This is a genomic window from Streptomyces sp. NPDC000134, assembly GCF_042899225.1.
Classification (GTDB): Bacteria; Actinomycetota; Actinomycetes; order Streptomycetales; family Streptomycetaceae; genus Streptomyces.
In genome coordinates this window covers 217086-230736 of sequence record NZ_JBIAZN010000008.1, presented here as the reverse complement: position 1 = coordinate 230736, position 13651 = coordinate 217086, and the positions used below count along the sequence as shown (strand labels likewise).

At 75.6% G+C, this 13651-nt stretch carries 14 protein-coding genes; 5 read left to right on the top strand and 9 right to left on the bottom strand.

Annotated elements, in window-relative coordinates; translation table 11 throughout:
- Positions 1-8: 8 nt before the first annotated feature.
- A complete protein-coding gene (locus ACFY32_RS14530; RefSeq protein WP_390674347.1) occupies positions 9-1499 on the bottom strand; it encodes an FUSC family protein in 1491 nt (496 codons plus the stop codon).
- 230 nt (positions 1500-1729) lie between these two features.
- On the opposite strand from ACFY32_RS14530, the gene ACFY32_RS14525 reads away from it, so the two are divergent.
- The gene (locus ACFY32_RS14525; RefSeq protein ID WP_359201352.1) at positions 1730-2206 is read left to right on the top strand and encodes an Lrp/AsnC family transcriptional regulator; all 477 of its coding nucleotides are present in this window, start codon (positions 1730-1732) and stop codon (positions 2204-2206) included.
- Positions 2207-2210: 4 nt separating this feature from the next.
- On the opposite strand, the gene ACFY32_RS14520 is transcribed toward ACFY32_RS14525, so the two are convergent.
- Positions 2211-3011: a LysR family substrate-binding domain-containing protein gene (locus ACFY32_RS14520; RefSeq protein WP_390674346.1), complete on the bottom strand. Its 801-nt coding sequence runs from the start codon at positions 3009-3011 to the stop codon at positions 2211-2213.
- 57 nt (positions 3012-3068) lie between these two features.
- Between ACFY32_RS14520 and ACFY32_RS14515 the strand changes: the two genes are divergently transcribed.
- Positions 3069-3467 (top strand): DUF5997 family protein, encoded by a 399-nt coding sequence (locus ACFY32_RS14515; RefSeq protein ID WP_390674345.1) that lies wholly within the window; start codon positions 3069-3071, stop codon positions 3465-3467.
- A 98-nt stretch (positions 3468-3565) separates the two neighbouring features.
- On the opposite strand, the gene ACFY32_RS14510 is transcribed toward ACFY32_RS14515, so the two are convergent.
- From ACFY32_RS14510 to ACFY32_RS14500, 3 genes are read right to left on the bottom strand one after another with little or no spacing between them, the layout of a single operon-like run.
- Entirely contained in the window at positions 3566-4057 is a 492-nt protein-coding gene (locus ACFY32_RS14510; RefSeq protein ID WP_359201358.1) for a DUF1360 domain-containing protein, read from the bottom strand.
- On the bottom strand, positions 4054-4476 hold the full coding sequence (locus ACFY32_RS14505) for a DUF2267 domain-containing protein (RefSeq protein ID WP_359201360.1): 423 nt from the start codon (positions 4474-4476) through the stop codon (positions 4054-4056). Before ACFY32_RS14505 ends, ACFY32_RS14510 begins: the two co-directional genes overlap by 4 nt.
- Before the next feature lie 10 nt (positions 4477-4486).
- Positions 4487-5665, bottom strand: a complete 1179-nt coding sequence (locus ACFY32_RS14500) for a galactosyldiacylglycerol synthase (protein ID WP_390674398.1) — start codon at positions 5663-5665, stop codon at positions 4487-4489.
- A gap of 378 nt (positions 5666-6043) precedes the next feature.
- Here ACFY32_RS14500 and ACFY32_RS14495 point away from each other — a divergent pair, with 378 nt between their 5' ends.
- Genes ACFY32_RS14495 through ACFY32_RS14485 form a run of 3 tightly spaced genes read left to right on the top strand, consistent with a single transcriptional unit; the run spans position 6044 to position 8724 of the window.
- Entirely contained in the window at positions 6044-6898 is an 855-nt protein-coding gene (locus ACFY32_RS14495) for an SDR family NAD(P)-dependent oxidoreductase (protein WP_390674344.1), read from the top strand.
- A gap of 6 nt (positions 6899-6904) precedes the next feature.
- On the top strand, positions 6905-7930 hold the full coding sequence (locus tag ACFY32_RS14490; RefSeq protein ID WP_390674343.1) for a DMT family transporter: 1026 nt from the start codon (positions 6905-6907) through the stop codon (positions 7928-7930).
- On the top strand, positions 7927-8724 hold the full coding sequence (locus ACFY32_RS14485; RefSeq protein WP_390674342.1) for a polysaccharide deacetylase family protein: 798 nt from the start codon (positions 7927-7929) through the stop codon (positions 8722-8724). Before ACFY32_RS14490 ends, ACFY32_RS14485 begins: the two co-directional genes overlap by 4 nt.
- 85 nt (positions 8725-8809) lie before the next feature.
- Here the strand turns inward: ACFY32_RS14485 and ACFY32_RS14480 are convergent, their stop codons facing one another.
- The 4 genes from ACFY32_RS14480 to ACFY32_RS14465 are packed head-to-tail and all read right to left on the bottom strand — an operon-like array spanning position 8810 to position 13620.
- A complete protein-coding gene (locus ACFY32_RS14480) occupies positions 8810-9940 on the bottom strand; it encodes an XdhC family protein (protein WP_390674341.1) in 1131 nt (376 codons plus the stop codon).
- Entirely contained in the window at positions 9933-12056 is a 2124-nt protein-coding gene (locus ACFY32_RS14475; protein WP_359201368.1) for a xanthine dehydrogenase family protein molybdopterin-binding subunit, read from the bottom strand. Before ACFY32_RS14475 ends, ACFY32_RS14480 begins: the two co-directional genes overlap by 8 nt.
- Positions 12053-13045 carry a xanthine dehydrogenase family protein subunit M gene (locus tag ACFY32_RS14470; protein WP_359201370.1) on the bottom strand — a complete coding sequence of 331 codons (993 nt, stop codon included), beginning with the start codon at positions 13043-13045 and terminating at the stop codon, positions 12053-12055. Before ACFY32_RS14470 ends, ACFY32_RS14475 begins: the two co-directional genes overlap by 4 nt.
- Complete coding sequence (locus ACFY32_RS14465; protein ID WP_359201372.1) at positions 13042-13620, bottom strand: 2Fe-2S iron-sulfur cluster-binding protein; 579 nt, start codon at positions 13618-13620, stop codon at positions 13042-13044. The genes ACFY32_RS14470 and ACFY32_RS14465 overlap by 4 nt, the downstream gene beginning before the upstream one ends.
- Positions 13621-13651 lie beyond the last annotated feature (31 nt).

Sequence of the window (13651 nt, the reverse complement as noted above, 5' to 3'; positions counted from 1 at the left end):
GCAGTCGATCAACCGCGGTCTAGACCAAGCGGGGCACGGCTGCGCAGCGGTGCGGCGAGTTCGGCCAGGGCGCGTTCCACGCCGTGCAGATGGGCCAGGGCCGCTCCGGCCGCGGGTTCGCCGGCGGCGCGCTCGGGGACGGCGCCGCCGCCGGTGAGCGCCTCGACCGCGGCCTCGACCCGCCAGCAGGCGGCGGCCAGCCGGGCGTCGTGCGAGGCTTCCGGGTCGGCGGCGACGGCGACCAGGCCGCGGATCTCCCGGGCGCACTCGTCGAGCAGGGCGAGCACCCGGCGGGCGCGCAGCCTGCGGTGGCGCATCGGGTTGAGCGGGTGCACCAGGGGTGCGACCGACAGCCGGACCCGGCCGAGCAGCCCCTCCAGCTCCGCGACCCGGGGCGCCGGGTCGGCGTCCGGCGCCCCGGCGAGGCGGGCGGCGGCCTCGGCGGTGCAGGCGTGGACGCAGCGCAGGGCGCGCTGGACCCAGGCGTCGGTGACGGCGTGCGTGGTGACCGGCAGCAGGAGCAGCACCGCGAGCGCCGCGCCGAGCGCGCCCACGGCCGTCTCCGCCAGGCGCAGGGCGAGCAGGCCGGGGGTGAGCACGCCGAGGAGACCGTAGAGCAGTTCGGCGAGGAGGGTGACGCAGAGCATCATCCAGGTGTAGGACACGGCGGCCGAGTAGAAGATGCCGAAGACGCAGACGGCCGCGAGCACGGCCGAGGGCACGGCGGCGCCGTCCACGGGGACGGCGATCAGCAGTCCGAGGCCGATGCCGATGACCGTGCCGAGCACCCGGCGGAAGCCGCGCACCAGGGTCTCGCCGCGTGAGGTGGTGTTGACGAAGATCCACCAGGTGGCGCCCACCGCCCAGTACCAGCGCTCACCGGAGACCAGGTGGCCGACGACCAGGGCGAAGCCCGCGCCGGCCGTCGCCTGCACGGCCTGGCGGGTGGTGATCCGGGCGAGGCCGGTGCCGGCCGGCGGGGCGGGCACGGCGGGCGGCGGGAGGCGGCGCTCGTAGCACCACAGCCCGAAGCGGACCGCGGCGGCGGTGGCCACGGAGAGCAGGACGGCCGCGTACAGCTCGGGCAGTTGCCCGGGGACGGCATGCAGGAACTGGGCGATGAAGAAGGTCATGAACGCGAAGACACCGAGGCTGTGGCCGCGCGGGCCCCAGCGGCGGGCGTAGACGCCCGCGCCGACGACGGCGAGGAAGACGAGGTCCCGGGCCACGGGCCGGTCGTGCAGCCCGGCGGCGAGGGTGAGCACGGGCAGGCCGACGGCCGGGAGCAGGGCGGTGGTGACCGCCTGTCCGCGCACGGTGGGGTCGGTGACGGTGAACAGGGCGAGCAGCGCGGCGAGGCCGCCGGTGACGGCCCCCGGCAGGGAGTGTCCCGACAGGCCGCAGACGACCACGGCCAGCCCGATGCCGAGCACGGCCCGCCCGGCGAAGCGCAGCCGCACCCGGCCCGGGTCCGGCGCCACGAACACCCTCTTCAGCACTGAGTACCGCCCCCTCGCTCCGCTCGGCTCCGGACGTCTCGCGTTCCGGCATGAAAAAGGCGCCGCGGGGTCCGCAGCGCCATCGACCCCTCCATATCAACATCACTGCCACCAGTTGCTCAACCGACCTCTTTCGCGTTGAGCCATTGGTACAGTTCTGGCGGCCTTCACATGGCCACCGGAGAGCCAATGGCCGAGGGAGCCGGCGGCCGGGGAGGAGAGGGGACGCCATGGCGGTGGACGCGCTGGACACCCGCATCCTGCGGCTGCTGCTGGAGCAGCCGCGCACCAGCGTGCGCGAGTACGCCCGCATCCTGGGGGTCGCCCGGGGCACCGTGCAGGCCCGGCTGGACAGGCTGGAGAGGGACGGCGTGATCACCGGCACCGGTCCCAGCCTCTCCCCCGCCGCGCTCGGTCATCCGGTGCTGGCCTTCGTCCACATCGAGGTCACCCAGGGCCATCTGGACGACGTGGGGGACGCGCTGGCGGAGGTGCCCGAGATCGTCGAGGCGTTCTCGATCACGGGCGGTGGGGATCTGCTGACCCGGGTGGTGGCGCGGGACAACGCGCACCTGGAGGACGTGATCCAGAAGCTGATCAGCCTGCCCGGGGTGGTCCGCACCCGCACCGAGGTGGCCCTGCGCGAGCGGGTCCCGCACCGGCTGCTCCCGCTGGTGGAGTCGGTCGGCCGCACGACCGGGAAGTGAGCCGCTACGGACGGCGGCGGGGACGGCCGCCCTTCTGCCCCTTGGCGGTGCGGCGGGGGCCGCCGGCCTGCTTCGTACGTCCGTCACCGCCGCGTCCGGTCTTCTTCGGAGCGGGCGTCCTCGGACCCGGCTTCTTCGCCTCGGACTTCTTCGCCTCGGACTTCTTCGGCTCGGCCTCGGACTGCCTGCGGCCCCGGGTGCTGTTGACGGTGCGGCCCCGGACGATGCCGATGAACTCCTCGACCAGGTCGGTGTGCGCGTCCACCGGCCAGGACAGCGCGACCCCGGAGGCGGGCGCGTCGGTCAGCGGGCGGTGGGTGAGGTCCTTGCGGTGGTGCAGCCGGGCCAGGGACAGCGGGACGACCAGGACGCCGATGCCCGCCGCGACCAGCTCGACGGCGTCCGCCGTGGTCGCGGGGCGTTCCAGGGCGGGCCGGCCGGGCGGCTCCTCCCAGCCGAGCACGTCGTCCTGGGGGTGCAGCACGATCTCGTCGGCCAGGTCCTCGACGGCCACCTCGTCGGCCGCCGTGACGAGGTGGTCCTTGGGGACCACGACGACCGTCGTCTCCGTGTAGAGGGGGATCGCGCTGAGCACGTCCCGGTCGACGGGCAGCCGGACCAGCCCCGCGTCCGCCTCCCCGGCCAGCAGGGCGCCGGGCGCCTCGGCGGCGGTCACCTGGGTCAGGCCCAGCGGGACGCCGGGCTGCCGCTCGCGCCAGATGCGCACCCACTTGTCGGGCATCACACCGGGGACGTACACGAGACGGAACGAGGGGGCGGCTGCCGGCTCTTGCGAGGCTGTCACCTGGCCAGGTTACCGGCCGTGGTCAGAGGTCGCGCACATGCTCGATACCCTTGAGGAATGACCGAGCACCAGAGCACCCAGACGATGAAGCCCGCGACCGCGGCGAAGAAGCTGGGTGTGTACCTCGACGCCACCCCCGCCGACTTCCGGGAGGGTGCGGTGACCCGCGCCGAGCTGAACGCGCTCCAGGCCGACCCGCCGCAGTGGCTGCGGGACCTGCGGCGCGACGGTCCGCACCCCCGGCCGGTGGTCGCCGCCAAGCTGGGCGTCTCCATCGCCGGCCTGCGCCGCGGCGGGGTCACCGAGGCGCTCACCACCGAGCAGATCGAGGCGCTCAAGGAGGAGCGCCCCGAGTGGCTGGAGCGGGAGCGCGCCGTGCAGGCCGACGTCCGCAAGGAGGCGGTCCGGGTGAAGAAGCTGCACGCCGAGCGGACCGCCGGGGCGGCTGAGGACTGAGGACCGAAGACTGAGGACTGAGAACGTCTCCGCGCCGGCCGTCGGCCCGGCGGTACGGACCGGTCCGTACCGCCGGGCACCGGACTTCCGCGAGGCCGTCAGGCCCCGGACTTCCGCTCGGTCATGCTCCACGCGTACTGGAGCCAGTCGGACAGGGCGACCGCGCTCAGTCCCGCGGTGACCAGCCGGGTGGCCCGGGGCGCGCAGGCGTAGGAGGCGACGAGCCCGCCGGCCACCCACGCGGAGGTGCAGAACGGGCAGGTCATCAGGTCACCGACGGCCCGTTGCAGACCGGTGCCGCGTGAGGTGTCGTTCACCTCGGGGCCGCCGCCGGCGCTCTCCCGGCGGGTGAACGGCGCCCGCAGGAAGCTGGTCACCTTCGCCTTGGACAGCAGCCGGGACGCCTTGAACGTGGCCGTCGCGAGCAGCGCCAGGTCCCACGGCGGCACCCCGTCGGGCAGCCTCACCCCGCGCCGGCGCGCGACCGCGGTGAACAGCCCGGCCCCCGCCGCGAAGGTCGTCGCCAGGGCGGCGTACCCCCCGAGGGGGGTGTCCTCCTCCGCGCCGTAAGGTCGTTCACCGTCGGTCATCCGTGGCCTCCTTCGCGGACCGTCCGGTCCTGACGATCCTGTGCGCGTCCGCCGAACAGGTCCGCCCAGTCGGGCGGCAGTTGATCCAGAAGATGGCCGACCTGACCCGCGGACACCGTCTCGGCGACCGTGGACAGGACGGCACCGGAGTCCCACTCCGCGGTGCGCGGGCGGGCGCCGGTCTGCTGCGCCACCCGCCGGAGGAACTCCTCCCGGTCGAACGGCTCGGGGCGCCCCCGTTCCAGCCGGAGCGCGTCGTCCAGCGGAGCGGGCAACTGCTCGGCCAGATCGGTCGCCTCCTCGGGCACGATCCGGGACGCGAGGACCCACAGCACCGCCTCGGTGACCTGTTCGGCCTCCTCCTGGCTGTAGTACTCCCCGCGGTCGCGGACCCGGGCCAGGAACTCGTCCGCTCTCATCACGCGCCTCCTAGTTTCGATCCTCCACCGGGTGCCCTCGGCTCTCGGAGGTAACCGGTTCCCCTCCGTCCCCGGCGAGGGAAAGCGCGAGGGCCACCGGGTCGTCCCGGAAGAGGGCGCGGCCGGCGGCGATCCGTTCCCGGCGCGGGGGACCGTCGGCGGTGAGGCGGCGCAGCGCCGCGAGCAGGGCCGGGCCGTCGGCCGCCGCCTCCGTCAGGCCCAGCGCGGCCATCCGCCGGACGCCGTCGGCGCCGTGGCCGGGGATCGGGCGGTGGCCGACCACCGGGAGTCCGGCGGCGAGGGCCTGTACGGCGGTCTGGCCGGCGGCGTTGTCGACGAGGGCGCGGGCCGCGCGCAGCAGACCGGGCATGCCGGTCACCCAGCCCAGGGCGAGGGCGCCCGGGACGCCGGACAGCTCGCGGCGCAGTCGCTCGTTCGCCCCGCACAGCACCACGGGCAGGAATCCGTGCCCGGCCAGCAGCCGGACGGTGGTGTCCAGGCGCGAGGCGACGCCCCAGGCACCGGAGGACAGCAGCACCGGCGGCCGGCCGGGGGCGTGCCGCTCGAACAGACGCCGCCAGCCCTCCGCCTCCCCTTCCGCCGCCGCCTTCGCATCTGTCTCCGCCTCTGCCTGCGCCTGCGTCTCCGCCTCTGCCTGCGCCTGCGCCTGCGCCAGGAACTCCGGCGCCACGACCGGACCGCACACCGCGGCGGGCGCTCCGATGCCCTCCCGTACCTGGCGGGCGGCGTCCTCGGTGAGGCAGAGGTTCAGGTCGTTGCCGGGGTGCAGCCACTGCCGGTGGACCACGAAGTCGATCACCAGCACGGCGCTGGGTACGGGCAGCTCGCCCCGGGCGCGGAGATGGCCGGTCATCTGGGCGCCGACGTGGAAGACGGGCACCACCACCTCGGCGCCGGTCCGCTCGACGAGGTCCCGCAGACGGTCGCCGGCCAGCCGGGCGAGCGCGGTGTCGCCGGGGCGGGGGCCGGTGCCGGGGCGCAGGAAGAGGCGGTACAGGGCCGCGTACGCCCAGGGGAAGTGGCGTACCGACCCCCGGTAGAAGTGCCGCAGCCCGGCACCGAGCCGGTACGGCAGCAGGTCGAGGACGTCGGCGGTCACCGCGTCGGCGCCGCGCTGCCGGGCGCGGCGGACGAGTTCGGCGGCGACCGTGTCGTGCCCGGCGCCCATCCCGGCGCTCAGCACGAGCAGCTTCCCGGGGGGCCGCGCGGGTGGTTGCTGCGCAGCGGCCCGCGCGGGCGACTGCTGGTGCGCGGGGGCCCGCGCGGGCGAGGGCCCGCCCCGGGACGGGGACGCGGACCCGGAAACAGACGCGGGCGGGGACATGGGCGGGGACACGGACCGGGGCCGGGACTTCGGGCTGGGCAGGTCGCTGGGGGGCACGGGGTCGGGGTTGCCCGCCCGGCGCACTCCAAACCGCACAAGATCAGGGCGTTTCGGGCACTCTCGGCCGGGAACTCCAAGACCGCCCGTCCCGCCGGACGCCGGAGCGCCGACCACCGGTCGACCGCTCGGCCGGTGACCGGCCCGCAGCCGAGGTGGTCCGTCATGGTCCCTGCGTTCTCCCGCGCCCGGTCACTGCCCGCGTCGCCGGCCACCGCGCCCGGCGCGGACTCCGCGAAGGCCGTCCGGCACCCGGGCGCGGCGGCGACCCGGACCCGTACGGCCCTGGTGACCGGGGCGTCGTCCGGGATCGGCGCGGCCGTGGCCAGGCTGCTCGGCGGCGAGGGCACCTGGGAGCTGGTGCTCAGCGGACGCGATCCGGCACGGCTGCGGGCCGTCGCCGAGGACGCGTCGGCCACCGCCTTCGCCGCCGACCTCACCGAGCCGGGCGCCGACCGGCGGCTCGCCGACTTCACCCTGACCGCCGTGGGCGGCCCGGTGGACCTGCTGGTCGCCGGCGCCGGGATCGGCTGGGCCGGGAAGTTCCGCGAGATGCCCCCGCACGCCATCGACGAAGTCTTCGGCACCGACGTGGTCTCCACCCTGCGGCTGGTACGGCTGCTGCTGCCGGGCATGGTGGCCGCCGGGACCGGTCGGGTGGTGCTGGTCGGGTCGCTCGCGGGTGCGGTCGGGGTGCGGGACGAGGCCGTGTACTCGGCCGCCAAGGCGGCGCTCGGCACCTTCGCGGACGCCCTGCGCTACGAGCTGCGCGGCACCGGCGTCGGGATCAGCCATGTGGTGCCCGGGGTCGTCGACACACCGTTCTTCGAACGCCGCGGCGCGCCCTACCGGCGGTCCAGGCCCCGCCCGGTCCCGGCCGAACGGGTCGCCGAGGCGGTCCGGGCCGCTGCCGTGCGCGGACTGGACGAGGTGTACGTGCCGGGCTGGCTGCGGCTGCCCTGCCGGATTCGCGGGGCGGCTCCGGGGCTCTACCGGTGGCTGGCCGGACGGTTCGGATGAGCGGCGGTGAGTGCCCTCACCGTCGTCCTGGCCCTGCTCGCGGCGCTGTCCAACGCCGCGGCCTCGGTACTTCAGCGCCGGGCCGCCGCCCAGGACGCCGCGGGCGCCGAGCCCGGCCGTCCGGTGCGCTGGCTGCTGCGTCTGCTGCGCGACCCGTACTGGGTCGGTGGCGCCGCCCTGCTCGCGGTGACGACGGTGCTGCAGGCGGCGGCGCTGGCGGTGGGCAGCCTGGCCGTGGTGCAGCCGCTGATGGCGACCGAGCTGATGTTCACCCTGGTGGTCGGCGGCGCGGTGTTCCACCGGCGGCCCGATGGGCGGACCTGGCTGGCGTTCGGGGCCCTGGCCGTGGGGCTGGCGCTGTTCCTGGGCGCCGCAGCGCCCTCGGCGGGCCGGGACACGGCGTCCCCCGGCCGGTGGGCGGTGGCCGGGGCGGTGCTGCTCTGCGCGGTGGTCGTGCTCGCCGTGGCCGGGCGACTGACCCGGGGTGCCCCGCGCGCCGCGCTGTTCGGCTCGGCGTCGGCGGTGGCGTTCGGGGCGACGGCGGCGCTGCTGAAGGAGTTCACCGGGCGGCTGCCCCAAGGGGTGGGCGCGGTGCTGACCCAGTGGCCGCCGTACGCCACGGCGGCCGTCGGCGCGATCAGTTTCCTGCTGCTGCAGAGCGCGCTGCGCGCCGGGACGCTCGCCGCCTCCCAGCCCGCTCTCACCCTCGGCGACGCGCTGACCAGCGTGGCGTTGGGCTGGGCGCTGTTCGGCGAGCAGATCGCGCTCGGGATGCGCGTCCTGCCCGAGGTGATCGGCATCGCCCTGATCGGCGTCGGCAGCGTGGGCCTGGCCGGCGCCCCTTCGGTACACGGCACCTGGGACACGGCATCGGCGGCGACCGGGGACGGACCGGGGGCATCGGAGGCCGGGAACGGGCCGGGAACATCGGAGGCCGGGAACGGACCGGGGTTCGCCCCCCGGGACGTCGAGGGACCGGGGGCCGGTCGACCGGCCCCCGGTCCCGAGGACCGGAAGGAGGGTGACGCGTGAGCGGACGGTCGTCCGGCGGGCGGGCGGCGCGCGTGCTGGCGCCGTGCGCGGTGACGTCGGCGTTGGCGTTGGCGCACATCGGGCCGGCCGCGACCTGGCTGCCGGGGCCGCGCCGCCGCTGGTGGCCCGGCCTGGCCGGACAGGGCCGCCTGGACCATGTCGCCCTCACCTTCGACGACGGCCCCGACCCGGTGTCGACGCCGCGCTTCCTCGACGTCCTGGACGGCGTCGGCGTACGGGCGACCTTCTTCGTGCTGGGCGAGAACGTGCTGCGGTGTCCGGCGGTGGCCCGCGAGACGGTCGCGCGGGGGCACGAACTCGCCGTGCACGGCTGGCGGCACGACCGGCCCTGGCTGCCGTCACCGGTCCGGGACGCCCGCGAGCTGCGCCGGGCCGCCCGCGCGGTGTACGACGTGACCGGTCACCGGCCGCGCTGGTACCGCCCGCCCTACGGCATCCTCAGCTCCGGACGCTGGGCCGCCGCCCGCCGCGACGGACTGCGGCCGGTGCTGTGGACGGCGTGGGGCCGGGACTGGACGGCGGACGCCACCCCCGCGTCCGTACGGGCGACCGTCGCGGCCGATCTGCGCGGTGGCGGGACGGTGCTGCTGCACGACACCGACCACGCCGCCGCCCCCGGCAGTTGGCGCTCCGCCCTGGGCGCCCTCCCGGACATCGTCGGCGACTGCCGGACCGCGGGCCTGACCGTGGGCCCGCTCACCGAACACGAGGTGCGCGGCGAACGGGCCCTCCCGTGTCACCCGCCGGCAACGCCCGTACCCACCCGGATCTGAGCCGCCCGTACCCGGTGGAACCGTCAGGCGTCCGCACCCACCGGAACGGTCACGCCGCCGTCTCCGACAGATCCCGCCGGAACGGTCACGCCGCCGTCTCCGACAGATCCCGGTGTATCGGTGTGGCCGCCCCCGTGAGCGGCACTCCCGTGCCCCCGCGCCGGAGGGCGACGATCTCCGCGGCGACGGACACCGCCGTCTCCTCCGGGGTACGGGCGCCCAGGTCGAGGCCGATCGGGGAGCGCAGCCCGGCCAGCTCACGGTCAGTGAGGCCGGCCTCCCGCAGTCGCCGGGTGCGGTCGGCGTGGGTGCGGCGCGAGCCCATCGCGCCGACGAACGCGACCGGCATCCGCAGGGCCTCGGTCAGCAGCGGTACGTCGAACTTGGCGTCGTGGGTGAGCACGCACAGCACGGTCCGCGCGTCGGTGGCGGTGCCCCGCAGATAGCGGTGCGGCCAGTCGACGACGACCTCGTCGGCCTCCGGGAACCGGGCCGGCGTGGCGAAGACGGGCCGCGCGTCGCACACGGTCACGTGGTAGCCGAGGAACTTGCCGACCCGCACCAGCGCCGAGGCGAAGTCCACCGCGCCGAAGACGATCATCCGGGGCGGCGGCACACTGACCTCGACGAGCAGCGTGAGGCCGCCGGGGCAGTACGAACCGTCCTCGGACAGCTCGACCGTGCCGGTGCGGCCCGTGTCCAGCAGGGCCCTGGCCTGGTCCGCCGCCGTCCGGTCCAGGCCGGGATGGCCGCCGAGGCCGCCCTCGGACGAACCGTCGGACCGGACCAGCAGCGCCCGCCCGAGGAGTTCGGCCGGGCCCCGGACCACCCGGGCGAGGGCCGCGGCCCCGCCCCGGGAGGCGGCCGACAGCGCCCGCCGGAACAGGTCCCGCTCCGCGGTGTCCGCGCGGACCGGCGTGACCATCACGTCGATGATCCCGCCGCAGGTCAGTCCGACCGCGAAGGCGTCGTCGTCGCTGTATCCGAACCGCTCGCGCACCGTCTCGCCGTCCCGCAGGGCCTGGGCGCACAGTTCGTACACCGCGCCCTCCACGCAGCCCCCGGAGACCGAGCCGATCGCGGTGCCCCCGGCGTCGACCGCGAGGGCCGCGCCGGGGCCGCGCGGGGCGCTGCCGCCGACGGAGGTGACGGTGGCGACGGCGAAGTCCCGGCCCTCCTCGATCCAGCGGTGCAGCTCACCGGCGAGGTCAAGCATGGCCGCCCGCCTCCAGGACGCGGTCGGGCCGGATCGGCAGGCTCCGGTGCCGTACGCCGGTGGCGTGCCAGACGGCGTTGGCGACCGCCGCCGCCGCGCCGACGATGCCGATCTCGCCGACGCCCTTGATGCCGACCGGGTCGTCCGGGTCGGGGTCGTCGACCCAGTCGGCCTCCACCCGGGGGACGTCGGCGTGGGTGGCGACGTGGTAACCGGCGAGGTCGGCGCCGTACAGGGCGCCGGTGTGGTCGCGGACCGCCTCCTCGTGCAGGGCCATGGAGATGCCCCAGGTCATGCCGCCGACCAACTGGTTGCGCGCGGTGAGCGGGTTGACGATCCGGCCGGCGGCGAAGATGCCGAGCATCCGGCGCACCCGTATCTCGCCGGTGGCGGTGTCCACGGCGACCTCGGCGAACTGCGCCCCGAAGGAGTGCCGTTCCTTCTGCGCGAGGGAGGCGAGCGCCTCGGTGGTGTCGGACCGCACGGTGATGCCCTCGGGCGGGACGCCGGTGCCGAGGGCGAGCCGCTCGCGCAGTTCGGCGGCGGCGACGCCCACCGCCCAGGCCCAGGAGCGGGTGCCCATGGAGCCGCCGGCGATCCCGGCCGGACCGAAGTCGCTGTCGCCGATGTGCACCCGGACCCGGTCGGGCGTGGTCTCCAGCGCGTCGGCGGCGACCAGGGTGAGCGCGGTACGGGCGCCGGTGCCGATGTCGGCGGCGGCGATCCGCACGGTGAAGGTGCCGTCCGGTTCGGCGGTCACCAGGGCCGTGGAGGGCAGGGCGCCCGCGCCGAAGGAGGCGGCGGCCGTGCCGGTGCCGAGCAGCCAGCGGCCCTCGCGGCGCACGCCGGGGCGGGGGTCGCGGCCGGCCCAGCCGAACCGGCGGGCGCCCTCGCGGAAGCAGGCGGCCAGGTTGCGGCTGCTGAAGGGCAGTCCGGAGACGGGTCCGGTCTCCGGCTCGTTGCGCAGGCGGAGTTCGATCGGGTCCAGGCCGCACTTCTCGGCGAGTTCGTCGAGGGCGGATTCCAGGGCGAAGGACCCGGGGGCCTCGCCCGGCGCGCGCATCCAGGTCGGGGAGGGCACGTCGAGCCGTACGACGTGGTTGGCCGTGCGGTGGGCGTCGGCGTCGTACATGACCCGGGCCACCCCGGCGCTCGGCTCGACGAACTCGTAGACGGTGGACGTCTGGTTGAGCGAGGTGTGCTCCAGGGCGCGCAGCTTGCCGTCGGGGCCGGCGCCGAGCCGGACCCGCTGGACGGTGGGGCTGCGGTAGCCGGCGAGGGAGAACATCTGGCGGCGGGTCAGCACCACGCGTACGGGGCGCTGCAGCATGGTGGCGGCCATCGCGGCGGAGACCTGGTGGACGCGGAGGCCCTTGCTGCCGAAGCCGCCGCCGATGTGCTCGGAGCGGACCCGGACCGCGGACTCGTCGAGCGAGAACATCTTGGCCAGTTCGCCCTGCACCCAGGTGGTGCCCTGGTTGGAGTCGACGACTTCCAGCCGTCCGCCGTCCCAGCGGGCGGTGGCCGCGTGCGGCTCCATCATGCTGTGGTGCTCTTCGGGGGTGCGGTATTCGACGTCCACCACGTGGGCGGACGCGGCGAGTTCGGCCTCCAGGTCGCCCTTCTCGGTCACCGCGGGCATGTGTCCGTCGGCGAGGTAGGCGTCGGGGTGGCCGATGTCCAGGGCGGTGTCGTGCGGCTCGGTGTCGTAGTGCACGACGAGTGCCTCGGCGGCCTCCCTGGCCTGCTCCGGCGTCTCGGCGACGACGAGGGCGACCGGCCAGCCCGCGTGCGGCACCCGGTCGTGCTGGAAGACGCCGGCGGTCGGGTCGGGGATGCCGAGCATGCCGACGTAGTCGGTGTCCACGCGCGGGGCGTTGCCGTGGTGCAGCACGGTGAGCACGCCGGGCATGTCCAGGACGGGCCCGGTCTCGATGGAGCGGATGCGGCCGCGGGTGACGGCGGAGAGGACCAGCCAGCCGTGGGCGAGGTCGGCGAAGGGGATCTCCCCGGCGTAGCGGGCGGCGCCGGTGACCTTGTCGCGGCCCTCGACGCGGGTGTGCGCGGTGCCGACGGCGCCTTTCCGGGTGGTGCGGCCGGTGGTGGCGGTGGTCATCGGGCGGTCTCCTCGGCGAGTTCGGTCAGGACGGCCACGGCGAGGTTGCGTAGGAGGGGCACCTTGTATCCGTTGTGCGGCAGGGGCCGGGCGGCGGCCAGTTCGGCGTCCGCGGCGGCGGCGAACGTCGCGGCGTCGGCCGGTGCCCCGGTCAGCGCCCGCTCCGCCGCGCGGGCCCGCCACGGCCGGGAGGCGACCGCGCCGAAGGCGAGGCGCGCTTCGTGTACGACGCCGTCGCGGACGTCGAGGGCGGCGGCGACCGAGCCGATCGCGAACGCGTAGGAGGCGCGCTCGCGGACCTTGCGGTAGCGGGAGCGGGCGGCGACCGGGGCGGGCGGCAGGGTGACGCCGGTGATCAGCGCGCCCGGCGGCAGGGCGGTCTCCCGGTGCGGGGTGTCGCCCACCGGCAGATAGAAGTCGCTCAGCGGCAACTCGCCCGGCCCGTCGGCGCTTTCGTAAGTGACGGTGGCGTCGAAGGCGGTCAGGGCAACGCCCATGTCCGAGGGGTGCACGGCCACGCAGTGGTCGGAGGCGCCGAGAACGGCGTGGTTGTGGTGCTCGCCCTCGATCGCGGAGCAGCCGCTGCCGGGCGCGCGCTTGTTGCAGGGCCGGGTCACGTCGGTGAAATAGCCGCAGCGGGTGCGCTGCAGCAGGTTGCCGCCGACGGTGGCCATGTTGCGCAACTGGCCCGAGGCGCCCGCCAGGACGGCCTGGGTGAGCGCCGGGTAGCGGCGCCGGACCTCGGGGTGGGCGGCGAGGTCGCTGTTGGTGACGGTGGCGCCGATGCGCAGTCCGCCGTCGGGGGTGGATTCGACGCGGTCCAGGGGCAGGTGCCGGACGTCGACGAGCAGGGCGGGCCGCTCGACGCCGGTCTTCATCAGGTCGACGAGGTTGGTGCCGCCGCCGAGGAACCGGGCCTCGGGTTCGGCGGCGAGCAGCGCGAGGGCGCCGGAGACGTCATCGGCGCGCCGGTAGCCGAACTCCTTCATGCGACGGCCTCCTCGGCGTTGTCGGCGGCGCTGTCGGTCCGTTGGCCGGCGGCGCGGGCGACGGCCTCGACGATGGAGACGTAGGCGCCGCAGCGGCACAGGTTGCCGCTCATCCGCTCCCGGATCTCCTCGGGGGTCAGTTCGGGCGGTCCGGCCTCGGGGCGTACGTCGTCGGTGACGGCGCTCGGCCAGCCCGCCGCGTGCTCCTCTATGACGGCGACGGCGGAGCAGATCTGGCCGGGGGTGCAGTAGCCGCACTGGTAGCCGTCGAGGTCGAGGAACGCCTGCTGCACCGGGTGCAGCCGGTCACCGTCGGCCATGCCCTCCACGGTGGTGATCTCCCGCCCGTCGGCCGCCACCGCGAGTTGCAGACAGGACACCGCGCGGCGTCCGTCGATGAGGACCGTACAGGCGCCGCACTGCCCCTGGTCGCAGCCCTTCTTGGTACCGGTCAGGTCGAGCCGCTCGCGCAGGGCGTCGAGCAGGGTGGTGCGGTGGTCGACGGTCAGCGGATGCTTCTCACCGTTGACCGTGAGGGTGATGGCACTGTGCGTCGGCGGGGGCGCTGAAGCCATGGGCAGCCTTCTCTGTAGCCGTAGGGAGCAG